This window comes from Nocardia rosealba (assembly GCF_020216065.1).
GTDB classification, from domain to species: Bacteria; Actinomycetota; Actinomycetes; order Mycobacteriales; family Mycobacteriaceae; genus Nocardia; species Nocardia rosealba.
On the sequence record NZ_JAIWNA010000004.1, the window covers coordinates 138,383 to 162,782 of the forward strand.

The 24,400-nt window shown below is 67.9% G+C and carries 23 protein-coding genes; 17 read left to right on the plus strand and 6 right to left on the minus strand.

Features of this window, described 5'->3' with window-relative positions:
* The first annotated feature begins 6 nt into the window (after positions 1–6).
* The 4 genes from ettA to LDL21_RS17475 all read left to right on the plus strand — a co-directional run bounded on the left by ettA (position 7) and on the right by LDL21_RS17475 (position 7,911).
* Positions 7–1,683: an energy-dependent translational throttle protein EttA gene (ettA, locus tag LDL21_RS17460; RefSeq protein WP_181697892.1), complete on the plus strand. Its 1,677-nt coding sequence runs from the start codon at positions 7–9 to the stop codon at positions 1,681–1,683.
* A gap of 198 nt (positions 1,684–1,881) precedes the next feature.
* On the plus strand, positions 1,882–6,768 hold the full coding sequence (locus LDL21_RS17465; protein WP_225280977.1) for an NAD-glutamate dehydrogenase: 4,887 nt from the start codon (positions 1,882–1,884) through the stop codon (positions 6,766–6,768).
* Positions 6,769–6,809: 41 nt separating this feature from the next.
* Positions 6,810–7,235: a thioesterase family protein gene (locus LDL21_RS17470; protein ID WP_067486948.1), complete on the plus strand. Its 426-nt coding sequence runs from the start codon at positions 6,810–6,812 to the stop codon at positions 7,233–7,235.
* Between the two features lie 4 nt (positions 7,236–7,239).
* Positions 7,240–7,911 carry a DUF8185 domain-containing protein gene (locus LDL21_RS17475; RefSeq protein ID WP_225280978.1) on the plus strand — a complete coding sequence of 224 codons (672 nt, stop codon included), beginning with the start codon at positions 7,240–7,242 and terminating at the stop codon, positions 7,909–7,911.
* A 237-nt stretch (positions 7,912–8,148) separates the two neighbouring features.
* On the opposite strand, the gene LDL21_RS17480 is transcribed toward LDL21_RS17475, so the two are convergent.
* Positions 8,149–8,469: an AzlD domain-containing protein gene (locus LDL21_RS17480; protein WP_225280979.1), complete on the minus strand. Its 321-nt coding sequence runs from the start codon at positions 8,467–8,469 to the stop codon at positions 8,149–8,151.
* The gene (locus tag LDL21_RS30075; RefSeq protein WP_308017141.1) at positions 8,466–9,464 is read right to left on the minus strand and encodes an AzlC family ABC transporter permease; all 999 of its coding nucleotides are present in this window, start codon (positions 9,462–9,464) and stop codon (positions 8,466–8,468) included. The genes LDL21_RS17480 and LDL21_RS30075 overlap by 4 nt, the downstream gene beginning before the upstream one ends.
* Positions 9,465–9,529: 65 nt before the next feature.
* Between LDL21_RS30075 and LDL21_RS17490 the strand changes: the two genes are divergently transcribed.
* The gene (locus LDL21_RS17490; RefSeq protein ID WP_067486951.1) at positions 9,530–10,099 is read left to right on the plus strand and encodes a helix-turn-helix domain-containing protein; all 570 of its coding nucleotides are present in this window, start codon (positions 9,530–9,532) and stop codon (positions 10,097–10,099) included.
* Here LDL21_RS17490 and LDL21_RS17495 read toward each other — a convergent pair whose 3' ends face one another.
* Positions 10,100–10,813, minus strand: coding sequence for an HNH endonuclease (locus LDL21_RS17495; RefSeq protein WP_225280980.1), 714 nt, complete (start codon positions 10,811–10,813; stop codon positions 10,100–10,102).
* 152 nt (positions 10,814–10,965) lie between these two features.
* Between LDL21_RS17495 and LDL21_RS17500 the strand changes: the two genes are divergently transcribed.
* From LDL21_RS17500 to LDL21_RS17540, 9 genes are all read left to right on the plus strand, one after another.
* Complete coding sequence (locus LDL21_RS17500) at positions 10,966–11,379, plus strand: globin (protein WP_067486149.1); 414 nt, start codon at positions 10,966–10,968, stop codon at positions 11,377–11,379.
* Positions 11,380–11,554: 175 nt separating this feature from the next.
* Positions 11,555–13,156: a glycoside hydrolase family 13 protein gene (locus tag LDL21_RS17505; RefSeq protein WP_225280981.1), complete on the plus strand. Its 1,602-nt coding sequence runs from the start codon at positions 11,555–11,557 to the stop codon at positions 13,154–13,156.
* A gap of 60 nt (positions 13,157–13,216) precedes the next feature.
* A complete protein-coding gene (ctaJ, locus tag LDL21_RS17510) occupies positions 13,217–13,495 on the plus strand; it encodes an aa3-type cytochrome oxidase subunit CtaJ (protein WP_067486150.1) in 279 nt (92 codons plus the stop codon).
* Entirely contained in the window at positions 13,482–13,946 is a 465-nt protein-coding gene (locus LDL21_RS17515; RefSeq protein WP_067486151.1) for a DUF5130 domain-containing protein, read from the plus strand. Before ctaJ ends, LDL21_RS17515 begins: the two co-directional genes overlap by 14 nt.
* 150 nt (positions 13,947–14,096) lie before the next feature.
* Positions 14,097–15,236: an MFS transporter gene (locus LDL21_RS17520; RefSeq protein ID WP_225280982.1), complete on the plus strand. Its 1,140-nt coding sequence runs from the start codon at positions 14,097–14,099 to the stop codon at positions 15,234–15,236.
* 36 nt (positions 15,237–15,272) lie between these two features.
* Positions 15,273–16,139, plus strand: coding sequence for an alpha/beta fold hydrolase (locus tag LDL21_RS17525; protein WP_225280983.1), 867 nt, complete (start codon positions 15,273–15,275; stop codon positions 16,137–16,139).
* Between the two features lie 105 nt (positions 16,140–16,244).
* The gene (locus LDL21_RS17530) at positions 16,245–17,444 is read left to right on the plus strand and encodes an alpha/beta hydrolase family protein (RefSeq protein ID WP_225280984.1); all 1,200 of its coding nucleotides are present in this window, start codon (positions 16,245–16,247) and stop codon (positions 17,442–17,444) included.
* Between the two features lie 138 nt (positions 17,445–17,582).
* Positions 17,583–17,972 carry a helix-turn-helix domain-containing protein gene (locus tag LDL21_RS17535; protein WP_225280985.1) on the plus strand — a complete coding sequence of 130 codons (390 nt, stop codon included), beginning with the start codon at positions 17,583–17,585 and terminating at the stop codon, positions 17,970–17,972.
* 79 nt (positions 17,973–18,051) lie between these two features.
* Positions 18,052–18,393 (plus strand): DUF5713 family protein, encoded by a 342-nt coding sequence (locus LDL21_RS17540; protein ID WP_225280986.1) that lies wholly within the window; start codon positions 18,052–18,054, stop codon positions 18,391–18,393.
* Between the two features lie 232 nt (positions 18,394–18,625).
* Here the strand turns inward: LDL21_RS17540 and LDL21_RS17545 are convergent, their stop codons facing one another.
* Positions 18,626–19,438: a hypothetical protein gene (locus LDL21_RS17545; protein WP_225280987.1), complete on the minus strand. Its 813-nt coding sequence runs from the start codon at positions 19,436–19,438 to the stop codon at positions 18,626–18,628.
* A gap of 243 nt (positions 19,439–19,681) precedes the next feature.
* The gene (locus LDL21_RS17550) at positions 19,682–20,278 is read right to left on the minus strand and encodes a TetR/AcrR family transcriptional regulator (protein WP_181697904.1); all 597 of its coding nucleotides are present in this window, start codon (positions 20,276–20,278) and stop codon (positions 19,682–19,684) included.
* A gap of 60 nt (positions 20,279–20,338) precedes the next feature.
* Here LDL21_RS17550 and LDL21_RS17555 point away from each other — a divergent pair, with 60 nt between their 5' ends.
* The 3 genes from LDL21_RS17555 (at position 20,339) to LDL21_RS17565 (ending at position 23,797) form a co-directional block, all read left to right on the plus strand.
* Complete coding sequence (locus LDL21_RS17555) at positions 20,339–21,316, plus strand: patatin-like phospholipase family protein (protein ID WP_225280988.1); 978 nt, start codon at positions 20,339–20,341, stop codon at positions 21,314–21,316.
* Between the two features lie 175 nt (positions 21,317–21,491).
* Entirely contained in the window at positions 21,492–22,964 is a 1,473-nt protein-coding gene (locus LDL21_RS17560; protein WP_225280989.1) for a flavin-containing monooxygenase, read from the plus strand.
* Complete coding sequence (locus LDL21_RS17565; RefSeq protein WP_225280990.1) at positions 22,961–23,797, plus strand: SDR family oxidoreductase; 837 nt, start codon at positions 22,961–22,963, stop codon at positions 23,795–23,797. Before LDL21_RS17560 ends, LDL21_RS17565 begins: the two co-directional genes overlap by 4 nt.
* A gap of 8 nt (positions 23,798–23,805) precedes the next feature.
* On the opposite strand, the gene LDL21_RS17570 is transcribed toward LDL21_RS17565, so the two are convergent.
* Positions 23,806–24,396 (minus strand): ClpP family protease, encoded by a 591-nt coding sequence (locus LDL21_RS17570; protein ID WP_181697908.1) that lies wholly within the window; start codon positions 24,394–24,396, stop codon positions 23,806–23,808.
* Between the last annotated feature and the right edge of the window lie 4 nt (positions 24,397–24,400).

Here is a 24,400-nt window from a genome sequence, read left to right on the forward strand (position 1 = left end):
CCATATATGGCTGAGTTCATTTATTCGATGATCAAAGTTCGCAAGGCGCACGGCGACAAGGTCATTCTCGACGACGTTTCGTTGAACTTCCTGCCCGGCGCCAAGATCGGCGTGGTCGGCCCGAACGGTGCGGGTAAGTCCAGCGTGCTGAAGATCATGGCGGGGGTGGACCGGCCGAACAACGGTGAAGCGTTCCTCGCGCCCGGCGCTTCGGTCGGCATCCTCATGCAGGAACCGGACCTGAACGAGGAGAAGACCGTCCGCGGCAACGTGGAAGAGGGCCTCGGCGAGGTCAAGGTGAAGCTGGATCGCTTCAACGAGATCGCCGAGCTCATGGCCACGGAGTACTCCGACGAGCTCATGGACGAGATGGGCCAACTGCAGGAGTTCCTCGACCACGCCGACGCGTGGGATGTCGACTCCCAACTCGAGCAGGCCATGGACGCGCTGCGCTGCCCGCCGCCGGACGAGCCGGTCACCAACCTCTCCGGTGGTGAGCGTCGCCGCGTCGCGCTGTGCAAGCTGCTGCTGAGCAAGCCCGACCTGCTGCTGCTCGACGAACCGACCAACCACCTGGACGCCGAGAGCGTGCTGTGGCTCGAACAGCACCTGGCCTCCTACCCGGGTGCCGTGCTCGCCGTCACCCACGACCGGTACTTCCTCGACAACGTCGCGCAGTGGATCCTCGAACTCGACCGCGGTCGGGCCATCGGCTACGAGGGCAACTACTCCACCTACCTGGAGAAGAAGGCCCAGCGTCTCGAGGTGCAGGGCAAGAAGGACCAGAAGCTGCAGAAGCGCCTCAAGGAGGAGCTGGCCTGGGTTCGTTCCGGCGCCAAGGCCCGCCAGGCCAAGAACAAAGCCCGACTCGGTCGCTACGAAGAGATGGCGGCCGAGGCCGAGCGGCACCGCAAGCTGGACTTCGAGGAGATCCAGATCCCCGCGGGTCCGCGCCTCGGCGACATCGTGGTCAATGTCTCGCACCTGGACAAGGGCTTCGGCGATCGTCAGCTCATCAAGGATCTGTCGTTCACGTTGCCGCGCAACGGCATCGTCGGGGTGATCGGCCCCAACGGTGTCGGTAAGACCACGCTGTTCAAGACCATCGTCGGGCTCGAGGAGCCCGACAGCGGCGAGGTGAAGGTCGGCGAGACCGTCAAGCTCAGCTACGTCGACCAGAACCGTGCGGGCATCGACCCGAACAAGAACGTCTGGCAGGTCGTCTCCGACGGGCTCGACTTCATCGAGGTCGGCAACCAGGAGATGCCCTCGCGTGCCTACGTCAGCGCGTTCGGTTTCAAGGGCCCGGATCAGCAGAAGCCGGCCGGAGTGCTCTCCGGTGGTGAGCGCAACCGCCTGAACCTGGCGCTCACCCTCAAGCAGGGTGGCAACCTGATCCTGCTCGACGAGCCGACCAACGACCTCGACGTCGAGACCCTGAGCTCGCTCGAGAACGCGCTCGAGCAGTTCCCGGGCTGCGCCGTCGTGATCTCCCACGACCGGTGGTTCCTCGACCGCACCTGCACCCACATCCTGGCGTGGGAAGGCGACAACGACAACGAAGCCAAGTGGTTCTGGTTCGAGGGCAACTTCGAGGCCTACGAGGCGAACAAGGTGGAGCGGATGGGCGCGGAAGCCGCTCGCCCGCACCGGGTTACGCACCGCAAGCTCACTCGCGACTGATATCCGCGCGGACCGCATCGACGGCCCGGCCTGACGATCGACTTGTCGATCGAACGGCCGGGCCGTCGGCGTTTCACAAGTTACCGGCGGGGAAGCCGGATTTCCGACGGCACGGCTCGCGCGGCGGCGTTAGTCTCGGAATCGCGTCACCGGACTTTACGGAATCGAAGCCAACCGAAACATGGGAGCAGGCGAAAGATGACGGTCTCGTCGGAAATGTCGAGTGCGGGCTGGGCGGCGGGAATGCCACCGAGTTTGCGCGACGATCTCGCGACACTCGAGGAGGCGTATTTCCGACACGTCGACGCGGGGGACGTGGATTTTCCGATCACCGGGATCACCCAGATCTTCCGCCACCACATGGAACTCGCCGCCCGCCGTCAACCGGGTAAGGCCCTGGTCGAGGTGCATCATCCCGACGACGGGTCGGGCATGGGAGCCGCCGTGCAGGTGGTGACCGACGATATGCCGCTGCTGGTCGAGTCGATCACGGCGGCGCTGGGCCGCATGCAGGTGAGCGTGAGCGAGCTGATCCACCCGATCTTCGAGGTCACTCGCGACGCCGACGGCACGCTCGTCGGCGCGGCACCGCACGAGGTGGACGGCAACGGCGCCGAGGGGCTGGCCGAGTCGTGGATGCATCTGCAGTTGCACCCGTCGACCGAGCAGGCCCAGCTCGACGAGATCGAACGCACCCTGCCCGAGGTGCTCGCCGACGTGCGTCAGGTGATCGACGACACCGAGGCGATGGTCGAGGCGCAGAGTTCGCTCGCCGATCGTCTCGATCGGACCGCTGCGGCGGGCACCGCGCCCTTCCCGTCGGTCGATCTCGCCGACTGCGCCCAGCTGCTGCGCTGGCTGGCCGACGGCAACTTCACGCTGCTCGGCTACACGCGCTACCAGCGCACCACCGAGAACGGCCACACCGTCCCCGCGCGGGTTCCGGGCACCAGCCTCGGTGTGCTTCGCCCCGACATCGGCACCGACTTCCAGGTGCCGATCAACGGCGGTGACCGCCCGCTGCTGATGCTCACGCAGGGCTTGGTCCGCGCGACCGTGCACCGCTCGGTGTACCCGTACTTCATCGGGGTCGCCGATGTCGACGACGCCGGCGCCGTGGTCGGTGTGCACCTGTTCATCGGCGTGTTCACCGTGAGCGCCGTGCACGAGAACGTGCTCGATATTCCTGTCATCAATCGCCGCGTACGTACCGCCATCGAGGCCGCGGGCTTCGACAAGGACTCGTTCTCCGGGCAGGCGATGCTCGAGGTGATCGAGTCGTTCCCGCGCACCGAATTGTTCTCCGCCGACACCGCGACCATGCGGCGCACCGCCGTCGCGGTCCTCGGCGTCGGTTTGCGCAGGCAGGTACGGCTGTTCCTGCGCTGCGACACCTACGGCCGGTTCGTCGCCTGCATGGTGTACCTGCCGCGCGACCGCTACACCACCGCGGTGCGGCTGGAAATGCAGTCCATCCTGGTGCGCGAACTCGGCGGCGTCGACATCGACTACTCGGCCCGGGTGAGCGAAAGCGAGCTCGCCAGTGTGTATTTCACGGTGATGCTGCCGCCCGAGGCCGCCGGTCAGGACGGCCCCGACACCTCCGAGGAGAACCGGCGCCGCCTGCAGTCGCTGCTGAACGCGGCGAGCCACTCCTGGGACGATCGGATCGGCGACGAGGTCGCGTCGTCGACGGTGCTCGATCCCGCCGTGGTCTCGCGTTATTCGAAGGCACTGCCGGAGAGCTACAAGGAAGACTTCGCGCCTGCCCGAGCCCTGGCCGACATCGCGCGCCTCGAGCAACTGTCCGAAGGTGGCATCGATCAGCACCTGTACCGCCGGTCCGAGGCCGAACCCGGTTCGTGGCGGTTCAGTCTCTACATCGCCGGGCGTGGTGTGTCGTTGAGCCAGGTGCTTCCGGTGCTGCAGAGCCTTGGCGTGGAGGTCGTGGACGAGCGGCCCTACCAGCTCGAACTCGACGGCGGAACCGAGCGCTGGATCTACGATTTCGGCTTGCAGGCCCGTCCCGAACTGCTGCGCAACGCCCTCGGCGGCGATCTCGACGCGGAATTGCTCGAACACCCGGGCCAGGCCGACGGCCTGCGCGCCCGCTTCACCGAGGCGTTCGAGGCAGTCTGGTACGACCGTGCCGAAGCTGACGGTCTCAACGAACTCGTGCTGCGGGCAGGCCTGCCCTGGCGCTCGGTCGCCATCCTGCGCGCCTACGCGAAGTACCTGCAGCAGGCGGGTTTTCCCTACAGCCAGGTCAATATCGCCCGCGTCCTGCTCGCGCATCCGGAGGTGGCGCGCGACTTCGTCGCCCTGTTCGCCGCGCGATTCGATCCAGACACCGTCTCGGCCGAGCACGCCGCCGAACTGGAAACACGCGTGCGCGCCGGCATCGACGAGGTGGTCAGCATGGATGCCGACCGCATCCTGCGCGCCATCCTCGGTCTCATCAAGGCGACCCTGCGCACCAACAACTACGTCGTCGACGCCGACGGCGCACCGCGCGGCTACCTGTCGCTGAAGGTCGAGCCGCGAGAAATCGCCGAACTGCCCAAGCCGCGACCGCAGTTCGAGATCTTCGTGTACTCGCCGCGGGTCGAGGGTGTGCACCTGCGCTTCGGTTCGGTGGCGCGTGGCGGTCTGCGCTGGTCCGACCGGCTCGAGGACTTCCGCACCGAGATCCTGGGTCTGGTGAAGGCCCAGGCGGTCAAGAACGCGGTGATCGTGCCGGTCGGTGCCAAGGGCGGGTTCGTGGTGAAGCGGCCGCCCGCCGCCACCGGCGACCCGGCCGCCGACCGTCAGGCGAGCATCGCCGAGGGCATCGACTGCTACCGCACCTTCATCTCCGGCTTGCTCGACGTCACCGACAACGTCGACCTGGCCACGGGTGCGGTGCTGCCGCCCGAGCGCGTGGTCCGCCGCGACAGCGACGACACCTACCTCGTGGTGGCCGCCGACAAGGGCACGGCGAGCTTCTCCGACATCGCCAACGATGTCGCCAAGCGCTACGGCTTCTGGCTCGGCGACGCCTTCGCCTCCGGCGGGTCGGCAGGCTACGACCACAAGGCCATGGGCATCACCGCCAAGGGCGCGTGGGAGTCGGTGAAACGCCACTTCCGGGAGATGGGCATCGACACCCAGAGCCAGGACTTCACCGTGGTCGGCGTCGGCGACATGAGCGGCGACGTGTTCGGCAACGGCATGCTGCTCTCGCGCCACATCCGGCTGGTCGCGGCCTTCGACCACCGCCACATCTTCCTCGACCCGAACCCCGACGCGGCCACGTCCTACGCCGAACGAGAGCGGCTGTTCGCACTGCCGCGTTCGTCGTGGGCCGACTACGACCGCAGCCTCATCAGCTCGGGCGGCGGCGTGTTCGAACGCACCGTGAAATCGGTGCCGATCTCGCCGCAGGCCAGGGCGGCGCTCGGCCTGCCCGACGCGGTGCAGGCGCTGTCGCCGCCCGAACTGGTGCGTGCCATCCTGCTCGCGCCCGTGCAGTTGCTGTGGAACGGCGGTATCGGCACGTATGTGAAGGCCAGTACCGAGACCAATGCCGAGGTGGGCGACAAGTCCAACGACGCGGTCCGGGTGAACGGAAACCAGTTGCGCGTCAAGGTGATCGGCGAGGGCGGCAACCTCGGCGCCACCGCGCTCGGGCGCATCGAGTTCTGCCGCGCGGGCGGCAAGATGAACACCGATGCCCTGGACAACTCGGCGGGCGTCGATTGCTCCGACCACGAGGTCAATATCAAGGTGTTGCTCGACGGTGTGGTGAGCGCGGGCGCGCTCGCACCGCAGGACCGCAACCCGCTGCTCGCCTCGATGACCGACGAGGTCGCGCGAATGGTGTTGCAGGACAACGTGGATCAGAACTTCCTGATCGGTATCGCCCGCACCGACGCGGCACAGATGGCCAGCGTGCACGCGCGGGTGATCTCCGATCTCGAACAGCGACGTGGTCTGGATCGTGAGCTCGAGGCGCTGCCGTCGGAAACCGAGTTGCAACAGCGGGAGGCGGAAGGCGTCGGTCTCACCTCGCCCGAGCTGGCGAACCTGCTGGCCCACGTGAAGCTCGGCCTCAAGGCCGACCTGCTCGACACGGACCTGCCCGACAGCGCCGCGTTCGCGGGCAGGCTGCCGCTGTATTTCCCCACGCCACTGCGCGAACGGTTCGGTGCCGAGATCAAGAAGCACCGGTTGCGCCGCGAGATCGTCACCACGATGCTCGTCAACGAGGTGGTCGACTACGGCGGAATCACCTACGCCCACCGGCTCAACGAAGAGGTCGGTGCGACCACGTCCGACACGGTTCGCGCGTTCGCCGCGGCCACCGCGATCTTCCAGCTGCACGACGTGTGGTCGCGTATCCGCAGCGCCGACGCCCCCGCCGCGGTCTGCGACCTGCTCGAGCTGGAATCCAAGCGCACTCTCGACCGGGCCTCGCGCTGGTTGCTGAGCAACCGCCCGCAGCCCGTCGCCGTGGGCGCGGAGATCAACCGTTACCACCGGCGGGTGCAGGAGCTGGCGCCGCAGGTGCCCGGCTGGTTGCGCGGGCACCACGTCACCTCGCTCACTCAGGGTGCGGCCGAACTCATCGCCCGTGGCGCCCCGACCGAACTGGCCACCGAAGTATTCGGACTGCTCGGTCTCTTCCCGCTGCTCGACGTGGTCGACATCGCCGACATCACCGACCGCGACGGCGCCGAAGTCGGTGCGCTGTACTACGCGCTCAACGAGCACCTCAAGATCGATTGGCTGCTCGAGGCGGTGAGCCACCTCGAGCGCGGCGACCGCTGGCACGCGCTGGCCAGGCTCGCGCTGCGCGACGACATGTACGGTTCGCTGCGCTCGCTGACCCTCGATGTGCTGTCGGCGGGCGACCCGGAGGAGACGCCCGACGAGAAAATTGCATACTGGGAGTCGAAGAACCAGTCCCGGCTGGGTCGTGCGCGCGCTGCCCTGTCGGAACTGTTCGAGTCCGGGACCCACGACCTCGCCACACTGTCGGTCGCCGCGCGACAGGTGCGGAGCATGGTGAGCGGGGTGGGCGCCCAATCGGAGGTACCACGGTGACGAGTTCGCCGAACGGCAGCACCGCCGCGCCCGAAGCGCAGCTGGTTCTGCCGCAGCGTTTCCACGCGAAGGTCGAGATCCGCTGGTCGGATATGGACGTGTTCCAGCACGTCAACCATGCCCGCATGGTGACGTTGCTGGAGGAGGCCAGAATCCCCTGGCTGTTCGACGACGACAAGCCGACCGCGTCGATGGGCAGGCAGGGTTGTGTGCTCGTCGATTTGCACGTGAAGTACCGGGGACAACTGCGCCACGAGGACACCCCGCTCGATATCGCCATGTGGATCAAGCAGTTGCGCGCCGTCGACTTCACCGTCGGCTACGAGGTGCGGGCCAGCGGCGCCGCACCGGATTCGCCGCCCGCGGTCACCGCGACCACCCAGCTCGCGGCGTTCGACATCGACACCCAGCGGTTGCGCAGGCTCACCGACACCGAACGCGACTACCTGGCGCTGTGGCGGGCCTGATTTCGTGAGTTCCGAACAGCGAGTGCTGCATACGCCCGACCCGGCCGAACGCGAGAACCTGGCCACCTTCCTGTCGCGGGCATTGCGCTTGGACCAAGCGGCGGTGGTGCGGTTGCGCCGCCGCGGCTCGAGTCTCGTCTCCGCCTGGGTGGCAACGGGTTTCGAGACACTGGCGGTGCGCACGATCACGGCCGAACTCGGTGTCGACGATGTCACGGTCGGTGCCGACATGGTGCTGGCCGGGCTCGGTACCGGGCATCCGATCGACCTCGGCTATTCGATGGACTCGGCCTGGCGCGGTGCGCTCCCGCCGACCGACGGCTTCGCCCACGTCGACGACGTTCCGGCCCGCGCACTCGTCGAATTGGCCGAGCGCGGAGCCGATCTGGCGCGCGAGCACGGCGGCGCCCACGGTCCGCCCGCGTCCCTGCTCGACCAGTCGGTGCTCACAGTGACCGGCGCGGGTGATCTCGCGGTCGAGGTCCCGATGCGCGTCGTCTTTGCCCTCACCGCCATGGACTTCATCCCGCACGCGGGCGATAAGGCCGAATCCCGGCGCATTCAGCCCACCGAACTGGTCCGCGTCCGCACCACCCGCACCTGGCTACGCCTCGACGCCCGCTACGGTTCCGTCGCTCGCCGCCTGGGTGGCGGAATCCCCTTGTCGCCCAGCTGAACTCACACGCAGCAGCGCTAGACGCCAACCGGCAGGCACGCAGGTGCCGAATTCGACCCGAGCGCCGTGCGATGTGATCGGGCCGCGTATTGCGATCGGTCGGTATTTTGCCGCCGGGCCGCGCTACGCCACCGGGCCGCGCTACGCCACCGGGAGGCACTCTGCCACAGGCCGGCACCTTGCCATGGGCCGGCGCTACGCCCCTCGACCGATCGCGCGGCGCGGGTGGGACTCGGCTCAATGCACGCCGACGAGCCGAAGCAGTGCGGTCGTGGCGGCTGCGGCGATCACCGTGACGAGTAAGGGTGCCCGTCGCCAGGCGAGCACACCGCCGACCGCCACCCCGGCGGGCAAGGCGACGCCGAGTTTCCCGGTGCCCGTCGGCAACGTCGCCGTCGCCACCAGCGCGGCCAGCAGAATCAACGCCCCGGTGTCGAGCAGCGCAACAGTGCGCGCCGACAACCGGATTCGATCCCGCAACGCCGGCCCCGCCCACCGCAACGCATAGGTGCCGACCGCCAGCGCCATCATCGCGGGCACCAGGTAGGGCGCGTTCACGTCGCATCCCCGCGCGAGAATGCCGCAGCTGGGCAGCAATCCGCGCCGGCGACCCACACTCCTGGCTGCACGCCGGCACCCGCCACGCCGACGCCTGCTACGCAACCATCGTCCACCGCTGAAACCATGCCTCGGTCGCCCAGAGCGCCGACCTTCGCATGGCGAGCCGATCGGACACCTTGTGGTGTCGCCGAGGTTGTGGTGTCCGGTGCATCGGCTTCCGCATAGCCGGCCTTCGGGACGCGCTGTGGTGTTGCCGGCGGTGTTGCCCCCGCCGCGTGGCCGACTCCGCCGACGCTCTCCGGTTGAGCCGCTGAGGAATCCGATGGCTTCGCAGGCCGGGACGCCAGCAGCAACCCGATCAGCGCGATCAACACCGGCAACCCGGCCGGCACGAATGGCGCAATCGCGACTGCCAGCCCGGCCCCGGCCAGTACCGGGCGCAGCGTCGCGCGGTCACGCAGCGCGGGCAGCAGGAGCGCCAGCAGGATGACCGGGAACACCGCGTCCAGGCCGAGTGCGGAGGTGTCGGGGACGAGGGAACCGAGGGCGGCGCCGAGGGTCGCGCCGAGCGGCCAGCACAGTGCCACCCCGATTCCGCAGGCCCAATACGCCGCACGCTTGCGTTCCCGAACGCCGGGTGCGGTCGCGAAGGCCACCGATTCGTCGTTGAGGACGTGGATCCCGAGCAGCCGTCGCCAGCCGTGGCCGAACACATCGGGGGCGGCCAACCCGTACGGCAGGTGCCTGGCATTGAGCAGCAACCCGGCGACGACGGCGGCGAGCGGGCTCCCACCGGCCGCGACGATCCCGAAGAACAGCAGTTCCGAGCCGCCGGCCAGCACCGTCACCGCGGCGACGATCGGCATCCACACCGGGAACCCGGCAGCGATGGTCGAGGCGCCGTAGGAGACGCCGAAGAGGCCGACGGCCAGGCAGGCCGCGGCCACGGCGGCGGCGGTCCGCCGATCGAGTGTTCGCCAGATCGAACGCATGTTTTTCATAGTGAACGCTGCGGGTCGGTAAAGTCAACGCGGAAACAGCTCCGGAGGAGGCGTTGATGGACCGGCAGGACCCGGTCGCCGGACCACCGCAAGCGGTGATCGCGGCGGCCCTACGACGAGAACGCGCCCGCGCCGGCCTGTCGCTCACCGAGGTCGCCAGCCGCGCGGGTGTGGCGAAGTCCACACTGTCGCAACTGGAATCGGGCACCGGTAATCCCAGCCTGGAAACCCTGTGGGCGCTGTGTGTCGCCCTGGAGATGCCGTTCTCGCGACTGCTCGATCCGCCGCGCCCGAACGTGCAGGTGATCCGCGCCGACGAGGGTTCGCAGGTGCCCTCCGCCGACGCGGATTATCGCGTCACGCTGCTCGCGGCAGGCCAGTCACACACGCGCTGCGATGTGTACCGGATCGCGGCCGAACCCGGTCAGATTCGTCGCTCGGAACCGCACACGCCCGGTGTGGTCGAGCACGTGGTCCTCGCGGCCGGTCATGCCATCGTCGGTCCCGCCGACGAGCCCGTGGAGATGCGCCCAGGTGACTACATCCGCTACCTGGGTGATCTCCCGCACGTCTTCGAGGCTCTCGAGCCGGGCACGTGGGCCACGATGGTCATCGAGAGCGCCTGATCAGGCGGCCCCTTCGCCCAGGTACTGCAACCAGAGCGGGTCGAGGTCGGCGGTGGTCGACAGCAACCGCCAGTGCGGGCCCTTGGGCGAGACCAGCGGATGACGCAGCGTCCAGCCCAGCTCGGTCAGCATCTTGTCGGCTTTGCGGTGGTTGCACGGCGCGCAGCTGGCCACGCAGTTCTCCCACGAGTGCTCCCCGCCGCGACTGCGCGGGATGACGTGGTCGATGGTTTCGGCTTTGCCGCCGCAGTAGCCGCAGCGGTAGCGGTCGCGGTGCATGAGTGCCGCCCGGGTCATCGGCACCCGGGCACGGTAGGGGACGCGCACATAGGTGCGCAGCCGGATAACGGAGGGAATGGCAACCGTCGCGCCCGCCGAATGCAGGACCGGGGCGGCGGGATCGTCGTGGACCGCGTCGGCCTTCGCGCAGATCAGCAGAACGACAGCGCGGCGAGCGGACAGTGCGGTGAGTGGTTCGTAGGTGGCGTTGAGAAGCAGCACCCGGCGTTTACGCCAGGCGGCGGCGTCGTGATCGCCGGCGAGATGCAGTGGCGCGGGGCGATGCGGCAGGTCGTGCAGACCGTGTGCGCCCGGATGGTGATCGGACAAGATGTGCAGCGGAATAGCCCCCGAGCCACGATTGTGGACGTCGGCGGGCTGGAGTTGTCGGTGCGCGCGCGCCTCGTGTGACCTGGCGCTTGGCCGCTGCTTCATTGTGTGACCTCAATTTCATGATTGGCAGGATCATGTGGTATCTGGGGCCGATACTGTCCCCCAGTTGACCACGGTTGAGCCCGTATTGCACGGTTATTTTTCAAACTTTCGGGTGAACTGTGATTGAAGGCCCGGCACGCGCTCGGGGCACAATGGAGCGCGTGACTTCAGGTGAGCAGACAACGACCTCGTTCTACGACGCGGTGGGCGGCGCGGAGACCTTCCGCCGCATCGTGTCGGTGTTCTATCGCGAGGTCGCTGCCGACGAGATCCTGCGCCCGCTGTATCCGGAGGAGGATCTGGGGCCGGCCGAGCGCCGGTTGCGGATGTTCCTCGAACAGTACTGGGGTGGGCCACGCACCTACTCCGACGAGCGCGGCCACCCCCGGCTGCGGATGCGTCATCATCCGTTCGTCATCGGGGCGCTCGAGCGGGACGCGTGGTTGCGCTGCATGCGGATCGCCGTCGACGAGATCGAACCGTCGATCCTGGACGCCGAGCACCGCAAGGCGATGCTGGACTACTTCCAGATGGCAGCGGCCTCGTTGCAGAACGCTCCGCACTGAGCCCGGGACGCCCGGGATTCGCTGGTGACGTCCAGGTAGAGGCCCGATTTCGGACCTGCGCCCCGGTTTACCGCGATGTTTCCGTCCGGCGTGGCGAACGCTGGCGATTTGCCGGATTCGAAGAAAGTCTCGCGCCGCATGAATATTGTGGGCGTTCTTTGGCAATATTGCGGTTGTGACACAGACACCTGCCTCGCCGGTGCCGGGGGACAACAGCACCGCTCCGTGGTGGAAAACCGCCGTGTTCTATCAGGTCTATCCGCGTTCGTTCGCCGACTCCGATGGTGACGGGGTCGGCGACCTCGGCGGTGTGCGCGAGAAGATGGGCTACCTCGAGCTATTGGGTGTCGACGCGCTGTGGATCTGTCCGGTGATGCGCTCACCGCAGGCCGACGGCGGCTACGACGTGTCCGATCCCCGCGACATCGACCCGCTCTTCGGTGGCCTCGAGGCCCTCGACGAACTCATCGCCGAGGCCCACGATCGAGAGATCAAGGTCACCATGGATCTGGTGCCCAACCACACCAGCACCGAGCATCCGTGGTTCGCGGCCGCGCTCGAAGCCGCACCGGGCAGTCCCGAACGGGCCCGCTACATCTTCCGCGACGGTCGCGGCGAAGACGGCGCCGAGCCGCCCAACAACTGGCCGAGCATCTTCGGCGGCCCGGCCTGGACCAGGATCACCGAACCCGACGGCACCCCCGGTCAGTGGTACCTGCACATCTTCGCCCGCGAACAACCCGATCTGAACTGGGACAACCCCGACGTCGCCGCGGATTTCGAGAAGACGCTGCGGTTCTGGCTCGATCGCGGGGTCGACGGTTTCCGTCTCGACGTGGCCCACGGCATGGCCAAGCCGGAGGGCCTGCCCGACATGGCGCAAGTCGACACCAAGATGCTGGTGCACGACGACGACGATCCCCGCTTCAACAACCCCGGCGTGCACGCCATCCACCGCCGCATCCGCACCGTGCTCGACGACTATCCGCACGCGGTGTCCATCGGTGAGGTGTGGGTCGACGACAACGTGCGCTTCGGCGAGTACGTGCGCCCCGACGAACTGCATCTGGCGTTCAACTTCCGGCTGGCCGAGGCGGCCTTCACCGCCGAGGACGTGCGCACCGCCATCACCCATTCGCTCGAGGCGGTGAGCGCGGTCGGCGCCCCACCAACCTGGACCCTGTCCAACCACGACATCGAACGTGAGGTCACCCGCTACGGCGGCGGCAAGACCGGGGTGGCCCGGGCGCGGGCGATGATGATGGTCGAATTGGCGCTGCCGGGTGCGGTATTCGTCTACAACGGCGCCGAGCTCGGGCTGCCCAATGTCGACGATCTGCCCGAGGAAGCGCTGCAGGATCCGGTGTGGGAACGCTCGGGTCACACCGAGCGTGGTCGCGACGGGTGCCGGGTGCCGATTCCGTGGGAGGGCAGTACGCCGCCGTTCGGTTTCACCACGGGTGCACCGTGGCTGCCGATGCCCGCCGAGTGGGCCGACCGCACCGTCGAAGCCCAGCTGGAAACCCTGCACTCCACGTTGTCGCTGTACCGCCTGGCGATCGATCTGCGCGGTACCCGGCCGGAATTCGCGGGCGAGAAGATCGACTGGTACGGCAGTCCCGCGGGGTGTCTGGCGTTCCGCAGGCCGGGTGGGCTGGTGTGCGTGCTCAACGCCTCCGACGGGCCGATTCAGCTGCCGCCGGGGGAGTTGCTGCTGTCCAGCGCTCCGGTGGCCGACGACCGCCTGCCCGCGAATTCAGCGGCCTGGTTGGTCTGACACGCGCGTTTCCGACGACCGGAGATGAACTACTACACAGCATCGTCTAACGTTTCACTCGTGAGCATTCTCGAGACAGTGCTGATCTTCGTCGGCATCCCGGCCGCGATCTACTTCGCGATCGCGGGTTTGTCCTATCTCGGTAAGCCACTGCCCGGTGAGAAGCCGGCCCACTTCGAGCTCGGGCAGAAGTGGACCCACCCGCCGGTGCTGTGGAGCGCTACCGACGAGGTGACCGCTGCGTCCGGTCACCACCACGCCGAACCGCATGGCAGCCATGCGGTTCTCGAACCCGCGCACGCGGAGCTGATCGGAGGCCGGGCAAGTGGCAAGTTCTAATTGGCCCGCGGTTGTCGAAGCCGACCTGCCGCACGGGTACGCGCTGACCAGCAGTGGCCGCGTCTCCGGTGTGCACGAGCCCGGCACGGTGTTCGACGAGGTGCCGTTCACCGATCGTGAGCGGGTCGCCCTCGACAACGCGCTCACCGACGCCACCCGCGCCACGAAGGTGCGCTTCAACATCTACCTCGGCGACCTGGGTGCCGACCCGGCCGCGGGCGCCGACGCGCTGCTGCCGAACACCCCCGAGTCCGCCGACTCGGTCCTCATCGCGGTCTCGCCCAACCAGGGTGCCGTTGAGGTCCGTTCGGGTGCCGCCGTGGCCGAGCGCGCCAACGACCGCATCTGCCAGCTCGGCGTCACCGCCGCCTTGGCCTCCTTCCGTCAGGGCAACCTGATCGACGGGTTGATCTCGGCTGTCCGGGTGATGGCCGCCGCTATCGGCCGCTAGTCCCTTTCTCCGCGCACCGGCGCGTTCACCTTCAGAGGTGAACGCGCCGTTCGTGTTTCGGGGAAGAAATTTCTGCGCATCGGGAATCAACCTGACGGCTGTCGACTTCTAACCAGTGAAACAATTTTCACCGGTTAGGAAGTGGCGGGCATGCGGCGAGAGAATCTTGCCTGGGCGGGACTGGCGGCGATGACCGTGTCGTTCGGGCTGAACTTCACGATGGGGGTGTTCTTCGCTCCGACCGCCGCGTCGTACGGGGTGTCGGCGACGGCACTGGCCGTGGCGGCCGCGTTGGGGACGGCGGTCACCGGGGTGGCGCAGCAGGGGATCGGGCGGCTGCTCGATCGGCTCGGGCCCAAGCGGGTGCTGATCGGCGGGCTCGGCCTGATCTCGGGCAGCTATCTCGTGCTGGCCGTGGTCACCCAGACCTGGCAGTTCGTCGCCGCGTACATGGTGCTCGGCGGGCTCGGGTTCGCCTCGGCGTCCACCCTCACGGTCACCACGCTGCTCGGGCGGGCGCACGGCGCGCAGGCGGGACCTGCCATGGCGCGGGCGGCGATCGGCATCAATCTGGGTCAGCTCGTCACTCCGTGGGCGGCGACCGCGTTGTTCGAGCCGATCGGTGTGCGCGCCACCTTCACCCTGCTCGGCGCCGTCGGCCTGGCCGTCACGTCCGTGCTGTGGCGGCTGCTGCCCGACGATCAGCGAGCCACCGGTGTGGCCGGTGCGAGGGAGTCGCTTGCGGATCGGTGGAAGATGTTGGTGGCGTTCGGATTACACTCCGCCACCCTGTACGTGGTCGTGCTGATGCTGCCCAAGCACGCGGTGGAACTGGGGTGGTCGGTCACCGGGGCGGGCAGGCTGGTCGCCGTCGCGGCGCTCGCGGCCGGCGTGACCTCCGCAGCGCTGGTTCCGCTGTTGCGCCGTCACCGACCCGAAGACCTGCTGCGGATCCTGTTCATGGTGCGACTCGCCGCGCTGCTGCTCGCGGTGTTCGTGCCGGGCTCGCTGGTGCTGGTCGCGGTGCTGTTCGGCATCGCCTCCTTCCCGGTCATCCCGCTCACCATGGCCATCGTGTCGCGTGGACTCGATCCGGCGCGCATGGGCCGAACCCTGGCTCCCGCCTGGGTGATTCATCAGCTGTCGGCCGCCGCCGGGCTGGGTGTCGCCGCCGTGATCCACGCGCTCACCGACAGCTACCGCGGCTATTTCGCGCTCACCGTGGTGTTCACCGTTGCCGCCGCTGTCCTTGTCGCACCGGTTCGCCGTCGCGAACCGGTCACCGTCTGAACCTCCGAAATACCCACCGAGAAAGAGAGATCCATCATGAGCAAGGTTCGTCACAACACGGTCCAGATCCAGGGCCAGTCCATCTTCTACCGCGAGGCGGGTGACCCGTCGGCGCCGACAGTTGTTCTCCTGCACGGATTCCCGACGAGTTCGGCGATGTTCCGGAACCTGATCCCAGCCCTCGCCGCCGACTATCACGTGATCGCGCCCGACCATCTGGGCTTCGGGCAGTCCGGGATGCCGACGGCCGACGAGTTCGACTACACCTTCGACAACCTCACGGCCCTCACCCTCGAACTGCTCGACACCCTCGGCATCGACCGGTTCGCGCTCTACATCCAGGACTACGGCGCGCCCATCGGCTTGCGTATCGCCGCACGCAACCCGCAGCGCGTGAGCGCCCTCATCACCCAGAGTGGCAACGCCTATCTGGAGGGCTTCACACCGTTCTGGGAGCCGCTGTTCGCCCACGCGAACGACCGCGCCGCCCACGAACCGGAGGTCCGCAAGCTGCTCGAGCCCGACGCGACGAAATGGCAGTACACCCATGGTGTTCCGGCCGAACGGTTGTCGCTGGTCAGCCCGGACACCTGGACTCTCGACCAGGCCTACCTGGACCGTCCCGGCAACAAGGAGATCCAGCTCGACCTGTTCGCCGACTACAAGAACAACCTCGACGGCTACCCCGAATTCCAGAAGTACTTCGCCGAGCACCGTCCCCCGACGCTCATCGCCTGGGGCGAGCACGACGAGATCTTCGGTGCCGACGGCGCCCGCGCCTACCTGCGCGATCTGCCCGACGCCGAACTGCACCTGCTCGACGCGGGGCACTTCGCCCTCGAAACACACGGCCCAGAGATCGCCACGCTGATCGGTGATTTCCTCGGCCGGGTCCTGCGCTGAGACACTGCGGACGGCCGGGCACCCGCCCGGCCGTCCGCGCGTGATCGAGTACCCTGAGCGGCGGCTTTCGCGGCCGGCACGGCCGGTCGCCGGTGAAGGGGGATCATGCGCACAGCACTGGCTCGGATCGTCACCGCGGTAGTGGTGACCTGCTTGTCGACCGTCGGCTGCGCCGACGACTCGTTCCGCGACACCGAACCCGCCGCCGGTGCACCGACCTCGGACTTCTACACCGCCGACGGTGAAACCCTGCCGGGCGCACGGGGTTCGGTGATCCGCACTCGTTCGCTGCCCGATGCCGTACCGGGTGCCCGCACCGAGCTGATCCTCTATCGCTCGATCGACGCGCACGGGGCGACGGTCGCCGTCTCGGGAACGGTATCGGTGCCGCCGGGGACGCCGCCGGTGGGCGGCTGGCCGCTGATCTCCTTCGCGCCGGGCACCAACGGCGTCGCCGACGTGTGCGCGCCCTCGCGGGCCGACGGTGCGTCACCGACGAGGGACGAGCTGGCCCGCTGGGTCGCCGCCGGGTACGCGGTGGCCCGCACCGACTACCAGGGTCTTGGCACACCCGGCGGCCACGGCTACCTCATCGGGGAGACCGAGCAGCGTGCCGTGGCCGACATCGTCGTCGCGGCAAGGGAATTCAACCGCGATATCGGTGCCCGCTGGGTGGCGATGGGCCACTCCCAGGGTGGGCACGCGGCCCTGTTCGCCGCGAGCGCGGCCGGCGGTTGGGCTCCTGCGGTCGATCTGCTCGGTGCCGTCGCGCTCGCACCCGCGTCCCATCTGGCGGAGCAGGTGCGCATGGCGAAGTGGGCGGTGTCGAACCCGCTCGGCTCGGTCGGGACCGGTGGGCTGGCGGTGTACCTGCCGATGCTGGTTCGCGGCGCGCAGACCGTCACCGAGCTCGACCCGGCCCGGTTCCTCACCGAGCGTGCGGTGTCGATGCTGCCACTCGCGGAGACCGACTGCGCGGCGGCCCTGAGTGAATCGGGCAAATGGGGTGGGCTGTCGGTCAAGGACGTTCTCGAGCGCGATGGTGACCTGTCCGGGCTGCTGCGCGTCCTCGACGACAACGACCCGAGCGGGTTGAGTTTCACCGAACCGGTCCTGGTGCTGCAGGGCCGCGACGATCACACCGTTCCGCTGAAGTCGACCGATGCGATGGTGGCCCAGCAGCAGATGCGCGGTCAATCGGTGGATTACCGCAAATACGACGGCGTCGACCACAGCGAGATCATCTCCGCGTCGTTCACCGACGCCCTCGGCTGGGTCGATACCCGCTTCGGCATCACCCGTTGACGCGTATGCCGTCGGATCGACGCGAGCTGCGGTGTCACCTGGCTGAAGGCGTCGTCGCGCTGTCCCGGCACTGCCGCTGAGTTACGCCCACAGCAGAAGAACCGGGTGTGTCGCGCCGGCAGTCCTTACGCTCGGAGCATGGGCGAGCACAAGGGTTTGCGGGTGATTCCAGGCGGGCGCGAGGAGCGGCGGGCACGCCCCGAACTGCTGTGGCGCGAGGCCCTCGGCGAACGGCTGCGTACCCTGCGCCAAGAGCAGCGCTCGACGCTGGTCGACACCGCGGGCCGCGCGGGCATCTCCCCGCAGTACCTCTCCGAGGTGGAACGCGGCCGCAAGGAACCCTCCAGCGAGATGATCGCCGCCCTGGCCGGTGCACTGGGCACCAGCGTCGGCGACCTCGTCGGCCAGGTGGCGGAAATGATGCGCCAGCGCACAGCCGTCGTCGTCGGCGGCGACCGCCGCATCGCCGCCCCCGCTATGCCGCGCACCACGATGATCGCACCCAACGCACTGCTGATGGCGGCCTGACACCAATCCTGATGCGCTCGTCCATCTTCCGATGATCGGTGACCGCGCGGTTGTCGGTGGTGCCGTGCATGATCGACGCATGCCGATCACGAACCGCCAGATCGCCGGGCATCCGTTCCTGCGAGAGATGTACGGAGACCCGTACTATCCCGATGTCGTGCTCGACCGGTGCAAGGCGGTCCTGCTCCGCCTGTGCGAGACCATCGAGTCGGAACGGCCGTCGGATCTGGCGGCCCTGTACATCCTCACCCAGGGCGCCACAGCGGAGTTCAACGACCTGGAGGCGGAATTCGAGGCGGCCGGCAGCGAAATCGAGACGGTCGCACGCGAAGTGATCGCCGATGACTTCTGCGCGATCGCATCGGCCTACGGCTTCCCGAATGCGGACTCCGAGGAACTGCTGGCCGGGCGCGACTGGTGACGGGCTGTTCACCGCAGCGACCACCGATCACCCCCTGGCCGTCGAGCATCGAACCGGAATCACCTCGGCCCGAGTTCAATGGTTCGCCGAACAAATCCTGCACACCGACAACCCCTTGTGCTGAACCGATCATCAGGCTGTCGGGACGGGGCGGTCACGATCATTGCGCCGAACGCGTTGCTGACGGGGCACAACCACGCGTGTCTTCGCCTGATCGACAGGGCGTTTCGCGTTACCCCGGAACGCCGAGGGTGCGTGAGATCTGCTGGAGGCGGTCGTCGTCGAGCTCGACCGGGGCGTAATTGCGGCTGCGGGCGTGGTCGCGGAATTGCTGGGACGGGTCCACGCGATAGGCCCGAACGTAGTCCGCCCAGTCGAGATTCCAGACCCATTCCCCATCGGTCATGACGCCCAGTGGTAACAGCAGGCGCCCGGTCAATCGATCCGGAAGCCTGCTCGCGGCTATCGCCAGCACGGTCGCCGATTCCAGGTACCCGGCCAGAAGCTCGGCCTCTGCTTCGGCCAGGCGGTGGGGAACCAGTGCCGTCCGAGTGTCCGGATCACTGAGCCGTTTAGGCGGAACGAGATAGACGACGCGCTTGACAAGGCTGATCGTGCGTCCGGATGGTCGCGGCGTCGCGAAGACGACCTCGGCCCGGACACCCTGATCTTCCAATCGCTCTCGGAGCAGCGACATCTCCGCGAGTGTCCCCGCACGCCCGTTCGCCACCAGATCCTCGGCCGCAGCTCTCAGCTCATGGAGCGGCAACGATTCCCGGCTGCGGATCACCCGCATCATCGCGCCCACCGAGGGATCCGGATCCACAATCCGCAGCCCGCTCGGACCGTTGTCGGCGATGATCGCGGCGCGAACCTCCGCCGAAATACCGTTCCCACTGGCATGCCAGATGTGTTCGCATTCGCTACAAGAGCCTTCGATGGCCCACTCGAACGTTGCAGCGTTAACAGTTTCACTGACTACGCTCAACACCTCTGCACCACACTGGTCGCAGGGCCCGACCCGCTGAGCAGATTCGTAGACCATCTGTCCCCCGTGAACTAGACCTTCAGGCGCGACTGCGGATTCGGCCGGATACGAACAGTCTCGTCCATCGCGACTCGGGGGACGGAAGCGCGCCCTGCCTGCCGTCTGCCTTGTAGACGACGACCGTTACGGCACCGGCTATGGCATGGAGAAGTCGCCGCGGTGTCTACCGATTTTCGCCGCCCGCGGCCCACTGGATCGACGTGGTTCGATTCGAGCTTGGGTGCCCGGTAGCGGATCGATTCAGCTGGTTCGGACGATGGTCAGTTCGCGGAGCATGTCGACGAGGGCGGTTACCGGCATCTCCGGGTCGATGGCGCGCTGGACGCCGAGGCCGATGCCGAGGGCGAGCATGCGCAGGGCCGCTTCGTCGGCGGGGACGGGGAGGGTGATGCCGAGTTCGGCGGTCTGGATTTCGATCAGGGAGGCCAGGACGGCGGTGAGGGAGCGGCGGCGTTCGGCCAGTTCGGTGCGGATATCGGGGAGGTGGCGGGTGCTGGTGGCGAACTCGACCTCCAGGGCTGTCCAGCCGACGTCGCCGATGTTCTCGTCGGCCCACCGGGCGAATCCCTCGATCCGTTCGGCCATGGTGTCGGGTCCGAGAATCGCGGCCGACAGGGATTCGGCCCGCTCCACGTGCACCACATCGAGCACGGCGAGGCCGAGTTCGTGTTTGGTGGCGAAATTCGAGTAGACCGCGCCCTTGGAGTAACCGGCCTCGGCGGCGACCTTCTCCAGGGAGGTCACGTTGTAACCGTCGGCCAGGAACAGGCGTTTGGCGGTCTCGACGAGACTTTCGCGCGTCCGTGCGTGGGACTCTTTGCGCGTCAGCCTGGTCATATGCGGCAGTTTAGCAAAAAGGGGTACCGGTGGAATTCGAATACCGTTAGTATCTGGATTATGAGCACTCGACGTGGCCTTGCCATCGGTTGCGGTGGTGTCCTCGGGTTCGCCTGGACCGCTGTGGCCCTCCATGCGGTCGAACGCGCGCTGGACTGGGATGCTCGATCGGCCGACGTGCTGATCGGGACCTCGGCCGGGGCGGAGATCGTGGCCGCCCTCGGTTCCGGCCGCACACCGGCCGATCTCGTGGCAGCCCTCGACGCCGAGCCCGACGCCGACCCGGTACTCGCGGCGCACATCGCCGTCGACCCCGGCAAGTTCCCACCGCTGCCCGGTATCGGCCTGCCGAACCTCGGCCTGATCGGTGCCGGACTCCGCGCGGGCTCGGCCTACAGCGCCCTGGCCGGGCTGCTGCCACGCGGACGCGGTGACGCGAGCTGGCTCCGCTCGTTCGGCCGGGAGCTCGCCGATGCCGACGGCTGGGTGGATCACCCCGCGACCTGGTTGGTGGCTGCCGACGCCGCGACCGGGCAACGGATCGCCTTCGGTGCCAACGGGTTCGAGGCCGATTCGCTGCATCGGCCCGCCGAGGGCGCTCCTGTCGACCTCGGTGACGCGATCGCCGCGTCCTGGGCGATCCCCGGCTGGTTCCCGCCGGTACGGATCAACGGCCGGGACTACGTCGACGGAGGAGCCGTCTCCTCGGTCTCGGCCGACCTGCTGCTCCCGCTCGACCTCGACGAAGTGGTGGTGGTCGCCCCGATGACCTCCGCGGGCGGCGTCCCGGCCACCGGCCTCGACCGCATCGAACGCCTCCTGCGCACCCAGATGACCCGCGGCCTCGACCGCGAGGTGAAGCTCTTGCGCGACAACGGCGTCCGCGTGATCCGCGTCGAGCCGGGCCCCGCCGAACTGGCCGCGATGGGCCCCAACTTCATGGATTCCCGTCGCCGCCCGGCGACCCTCGCCGCCGCCCACGCCAATGCCCATGCCCGCGTGCACGAAGCACTGCGCACCGCGAGTCTCGCGCGATGATCGGTAGCTCGCAGATCAGAGCACGAACTCGGTGCGCGGCAGGCCCCGGCCGCCGGAAGGTGCCCTGTCGTCTGCGGGCGCGGGCCGCGGCCACAGGCGTGCGGCATCTGGCCCATGAGCTCATGCACACGACGAGCACACAGTGACCCGAGATTCTGCGAAGAAGGAGAGCCGGATGACTCAGCACCATGAGGTGATCGTGATCGGGGCGGGGGTGTCCGGTGTCGGCGCTGCCGTCAAGTTGCGGGAGGCGGGGGTCGACGATGTGGTGATCGTCGAGAAGGCCGAAACGTTCGGGGGGACGTGGCGGGCCAATACGTATCCGGGGTGCGCGTGTGATGTGCCCTCGGGGTTGTATTCGTTCTCGTTCGCGCCGAACCCGGAGTGGTCGCGGCTGTTCGCGACCCAGCCGGAGATCCTCGCCTATGTGGACCGGGTGGCACGCGAGCACGGCCTCGCCGAGCGCACCCGTTTCGGGGTGACGATGACCGGAGCCCAGTGGGACGCAGGAGCCGAATTGTGGCGCCTGGACACCACTTCCGGCGAATTCACGGCGCGCTTCGTCGTCTCGGCGGCGGGCCCGTGGAACGAACCGCGCTTCCCCGACATCACCGGCCTGGACGAGTTCGAGGGCGAGGTCTTCCATTCGGCGCGCTGGAATCACGACTACGACCTGCGCGGGAAGCGGGTCGCGGTGATCGGAACGGGTGCGTCGGCGGTGCAGTTCGTGCCGCAGATCCAGCCCGAGGTGGCCGCACTGCACCTGTTCCAACGCACCGCGCAGTGGGTGCTGCCGAAGCCGGACCATCCGGTGCCGGGCATCGAGAAGCAGGTGATGCGCCGGGTCCCGTTCGCGCACAAAGCTTTACGTGGCATCGAGTACGCGATGATGGAGGGACTCGGAGTGGCCTTCCGGCATCCGCGTCCGCTCATGCAGGCGGTGCAGGGGATCGGTTCGGCGTATCTGCGTGCTGTGGTGCGTGATCCGGCGCTGCGGGCCAAGCTCACTCCCGACTACCTGCTCGGTTGCAAGCGGATCCTGTTCTCCAACAACTACCTACAGTCGCTCACCGAACCCAATGTCGACGTGCACGCCACCGCCGTCACCGAAATCCGGGGCAACACGGTGATCGGTGCCGACGGCAGCAGTGCCGAGGTCGACGCGATCATCCTCGGCACCGGCTTCCACATCCTGGACTCCCCGCTGGGCGAGATCGTGCGCGACGCCGACGGACGTTCACTGGCCGACCACTGGAAGGGTTCACCCGAGGCCTACCTCGGCACCGTCACCACCGGTTTCCCCAACATGTTCTCCATCCTCGGACCGAGCCTCGGTACCGGACATTCCTCGGCGTTCGCCGTTCTCGAAGCCCAGATCACCTTCCTGGTTTCGGCGGTCACCCGCGCCCGCCGCGAGGGCTGGCCGGTGCTGGACGTGCGCCCGGAGGTGCAGGCCCGGTATGTCGACGAGGTGCAGGCCGCGCTGCCCGGGACCGTCTACAACTCCGGTGGCTGCAGTAGCTACTACCTGGATGTGAACGGGCGCAACAGCTTCAGCTGGCCGTGGTCGACCGGGGCCCTGAGGAGCCGGGTCAGTTCGTTCGATCCCGCCGATTTCACCGTCACCGAGAGCAAGGTGCTGTCATGAGCTATCCGAAGATCGAACTCGACGGCGCGCTCGTCGCCATCACCGGCGCGGCGCGTGGCATCGGCCTGGCCACCGCACGTGCCTTCGTGGCGGCGGGTGCGCGGGTGGCGCTCGGCGATCTCGACGAGGCGCTGGTCGTGCAGGCAGCGGCCGAATTCGGTGACCGGGCAATGGGACACGCGCTCGATGTCACCGACAAGGATTCCTACGCACGGTTTCTCGACGCCGCCGTCGACTGGCACGGCCGCCCGCTCGACGTGCTGGTGAACAATGCGGGCGTGATGCCCAACGCGCCGTTCCTCGAACAGTCCGAGCGCATCGACCGGCTCACCATGGACGTCAACGTCTACGGGGTCATCCACGGCATGCGGCTGGCGCTACCGGCCATGGTGGAACGCGGTTACGGCCACGTGGTGAACGTGGCCTCGCTGGCGGGCAAGTTCCCGCTCAAGGGGCTGGCGGTGTACAACGCGAGCAAGTTCGCGGTGGTCGGGCTCAGTGCGGCGACCCGGCTCGAGATGGATGGAACCGGGGTGAGCGTGAGCACCGTCCTGCCCTCGGCCGTGCGCACCGAACTGAGCTCCGGCATCGACGTGGGCATTCTGCCGACGGTCGAGCCCGAAGACATCGCCGCCGCCGTGGTCCGCACGGTGAAGACCCGGGCCGCCGAGACATCGGTCCCGTCGTATGTCGGCGTCGCCGCGAACGCCGCCACGCTGCTGCCGGAATCGCTGATCCGGTTGGTGCGCAAGGCCGCTCACGACGACGCCGCGATCAACCGGGTCGACGACGACGTGCGCCGGGTCTACCTCGATCGCATCGAGAAGCAGTAGCGCACGGGTCACTCCCGTTCGTGCAGGACCTGGTCGACCAGCCCGTACTCCAAGGCCGTCTCGGCGGTGAACACCCGGTCGCGATCGGTATCGCGACGCAAGGTCTCCGGGCTCTGACCGGTGTGTTTGGACAGGATCGCCTCGATCGCCGCCCGCATGCGCACGATCTCGTCGGCCTGCAGGATCAGATCGGGAATCGTGCCCTGCCCGCGAGTCGCGGGCTGGTGCAACACGATTCGGGTGTGCGGGAGCATCGCCCGGTGCCCGGCCTCGCCACCGGCGAGCAGCACCGCACCGACCGCGATGGCCTGACCGACACAGGTGGTGTGCACGGGTGCCTTGATGAAGCGCATGGTGTCGTACACGGCGAGCATGGCCGACAGGTCGCCGCCCTCGCAGTTGATGTAGAGGCTGATCGCCTGGCCCGGGCTGTCGGATTCCAGGTGCAGCAGCTGCGCGATGAGCGCGTTGGCGACGCCCGAGTCGATCGGTGTGCCCAGGTAGACGATGCGTTCGCTGAGCAGGTGCGAGTAGATGTCGGTGATGCGTTCCCCGCCGCGGTGCTGGGAAACCACATTCGGAATGGTGTAACTGGTCATGGCA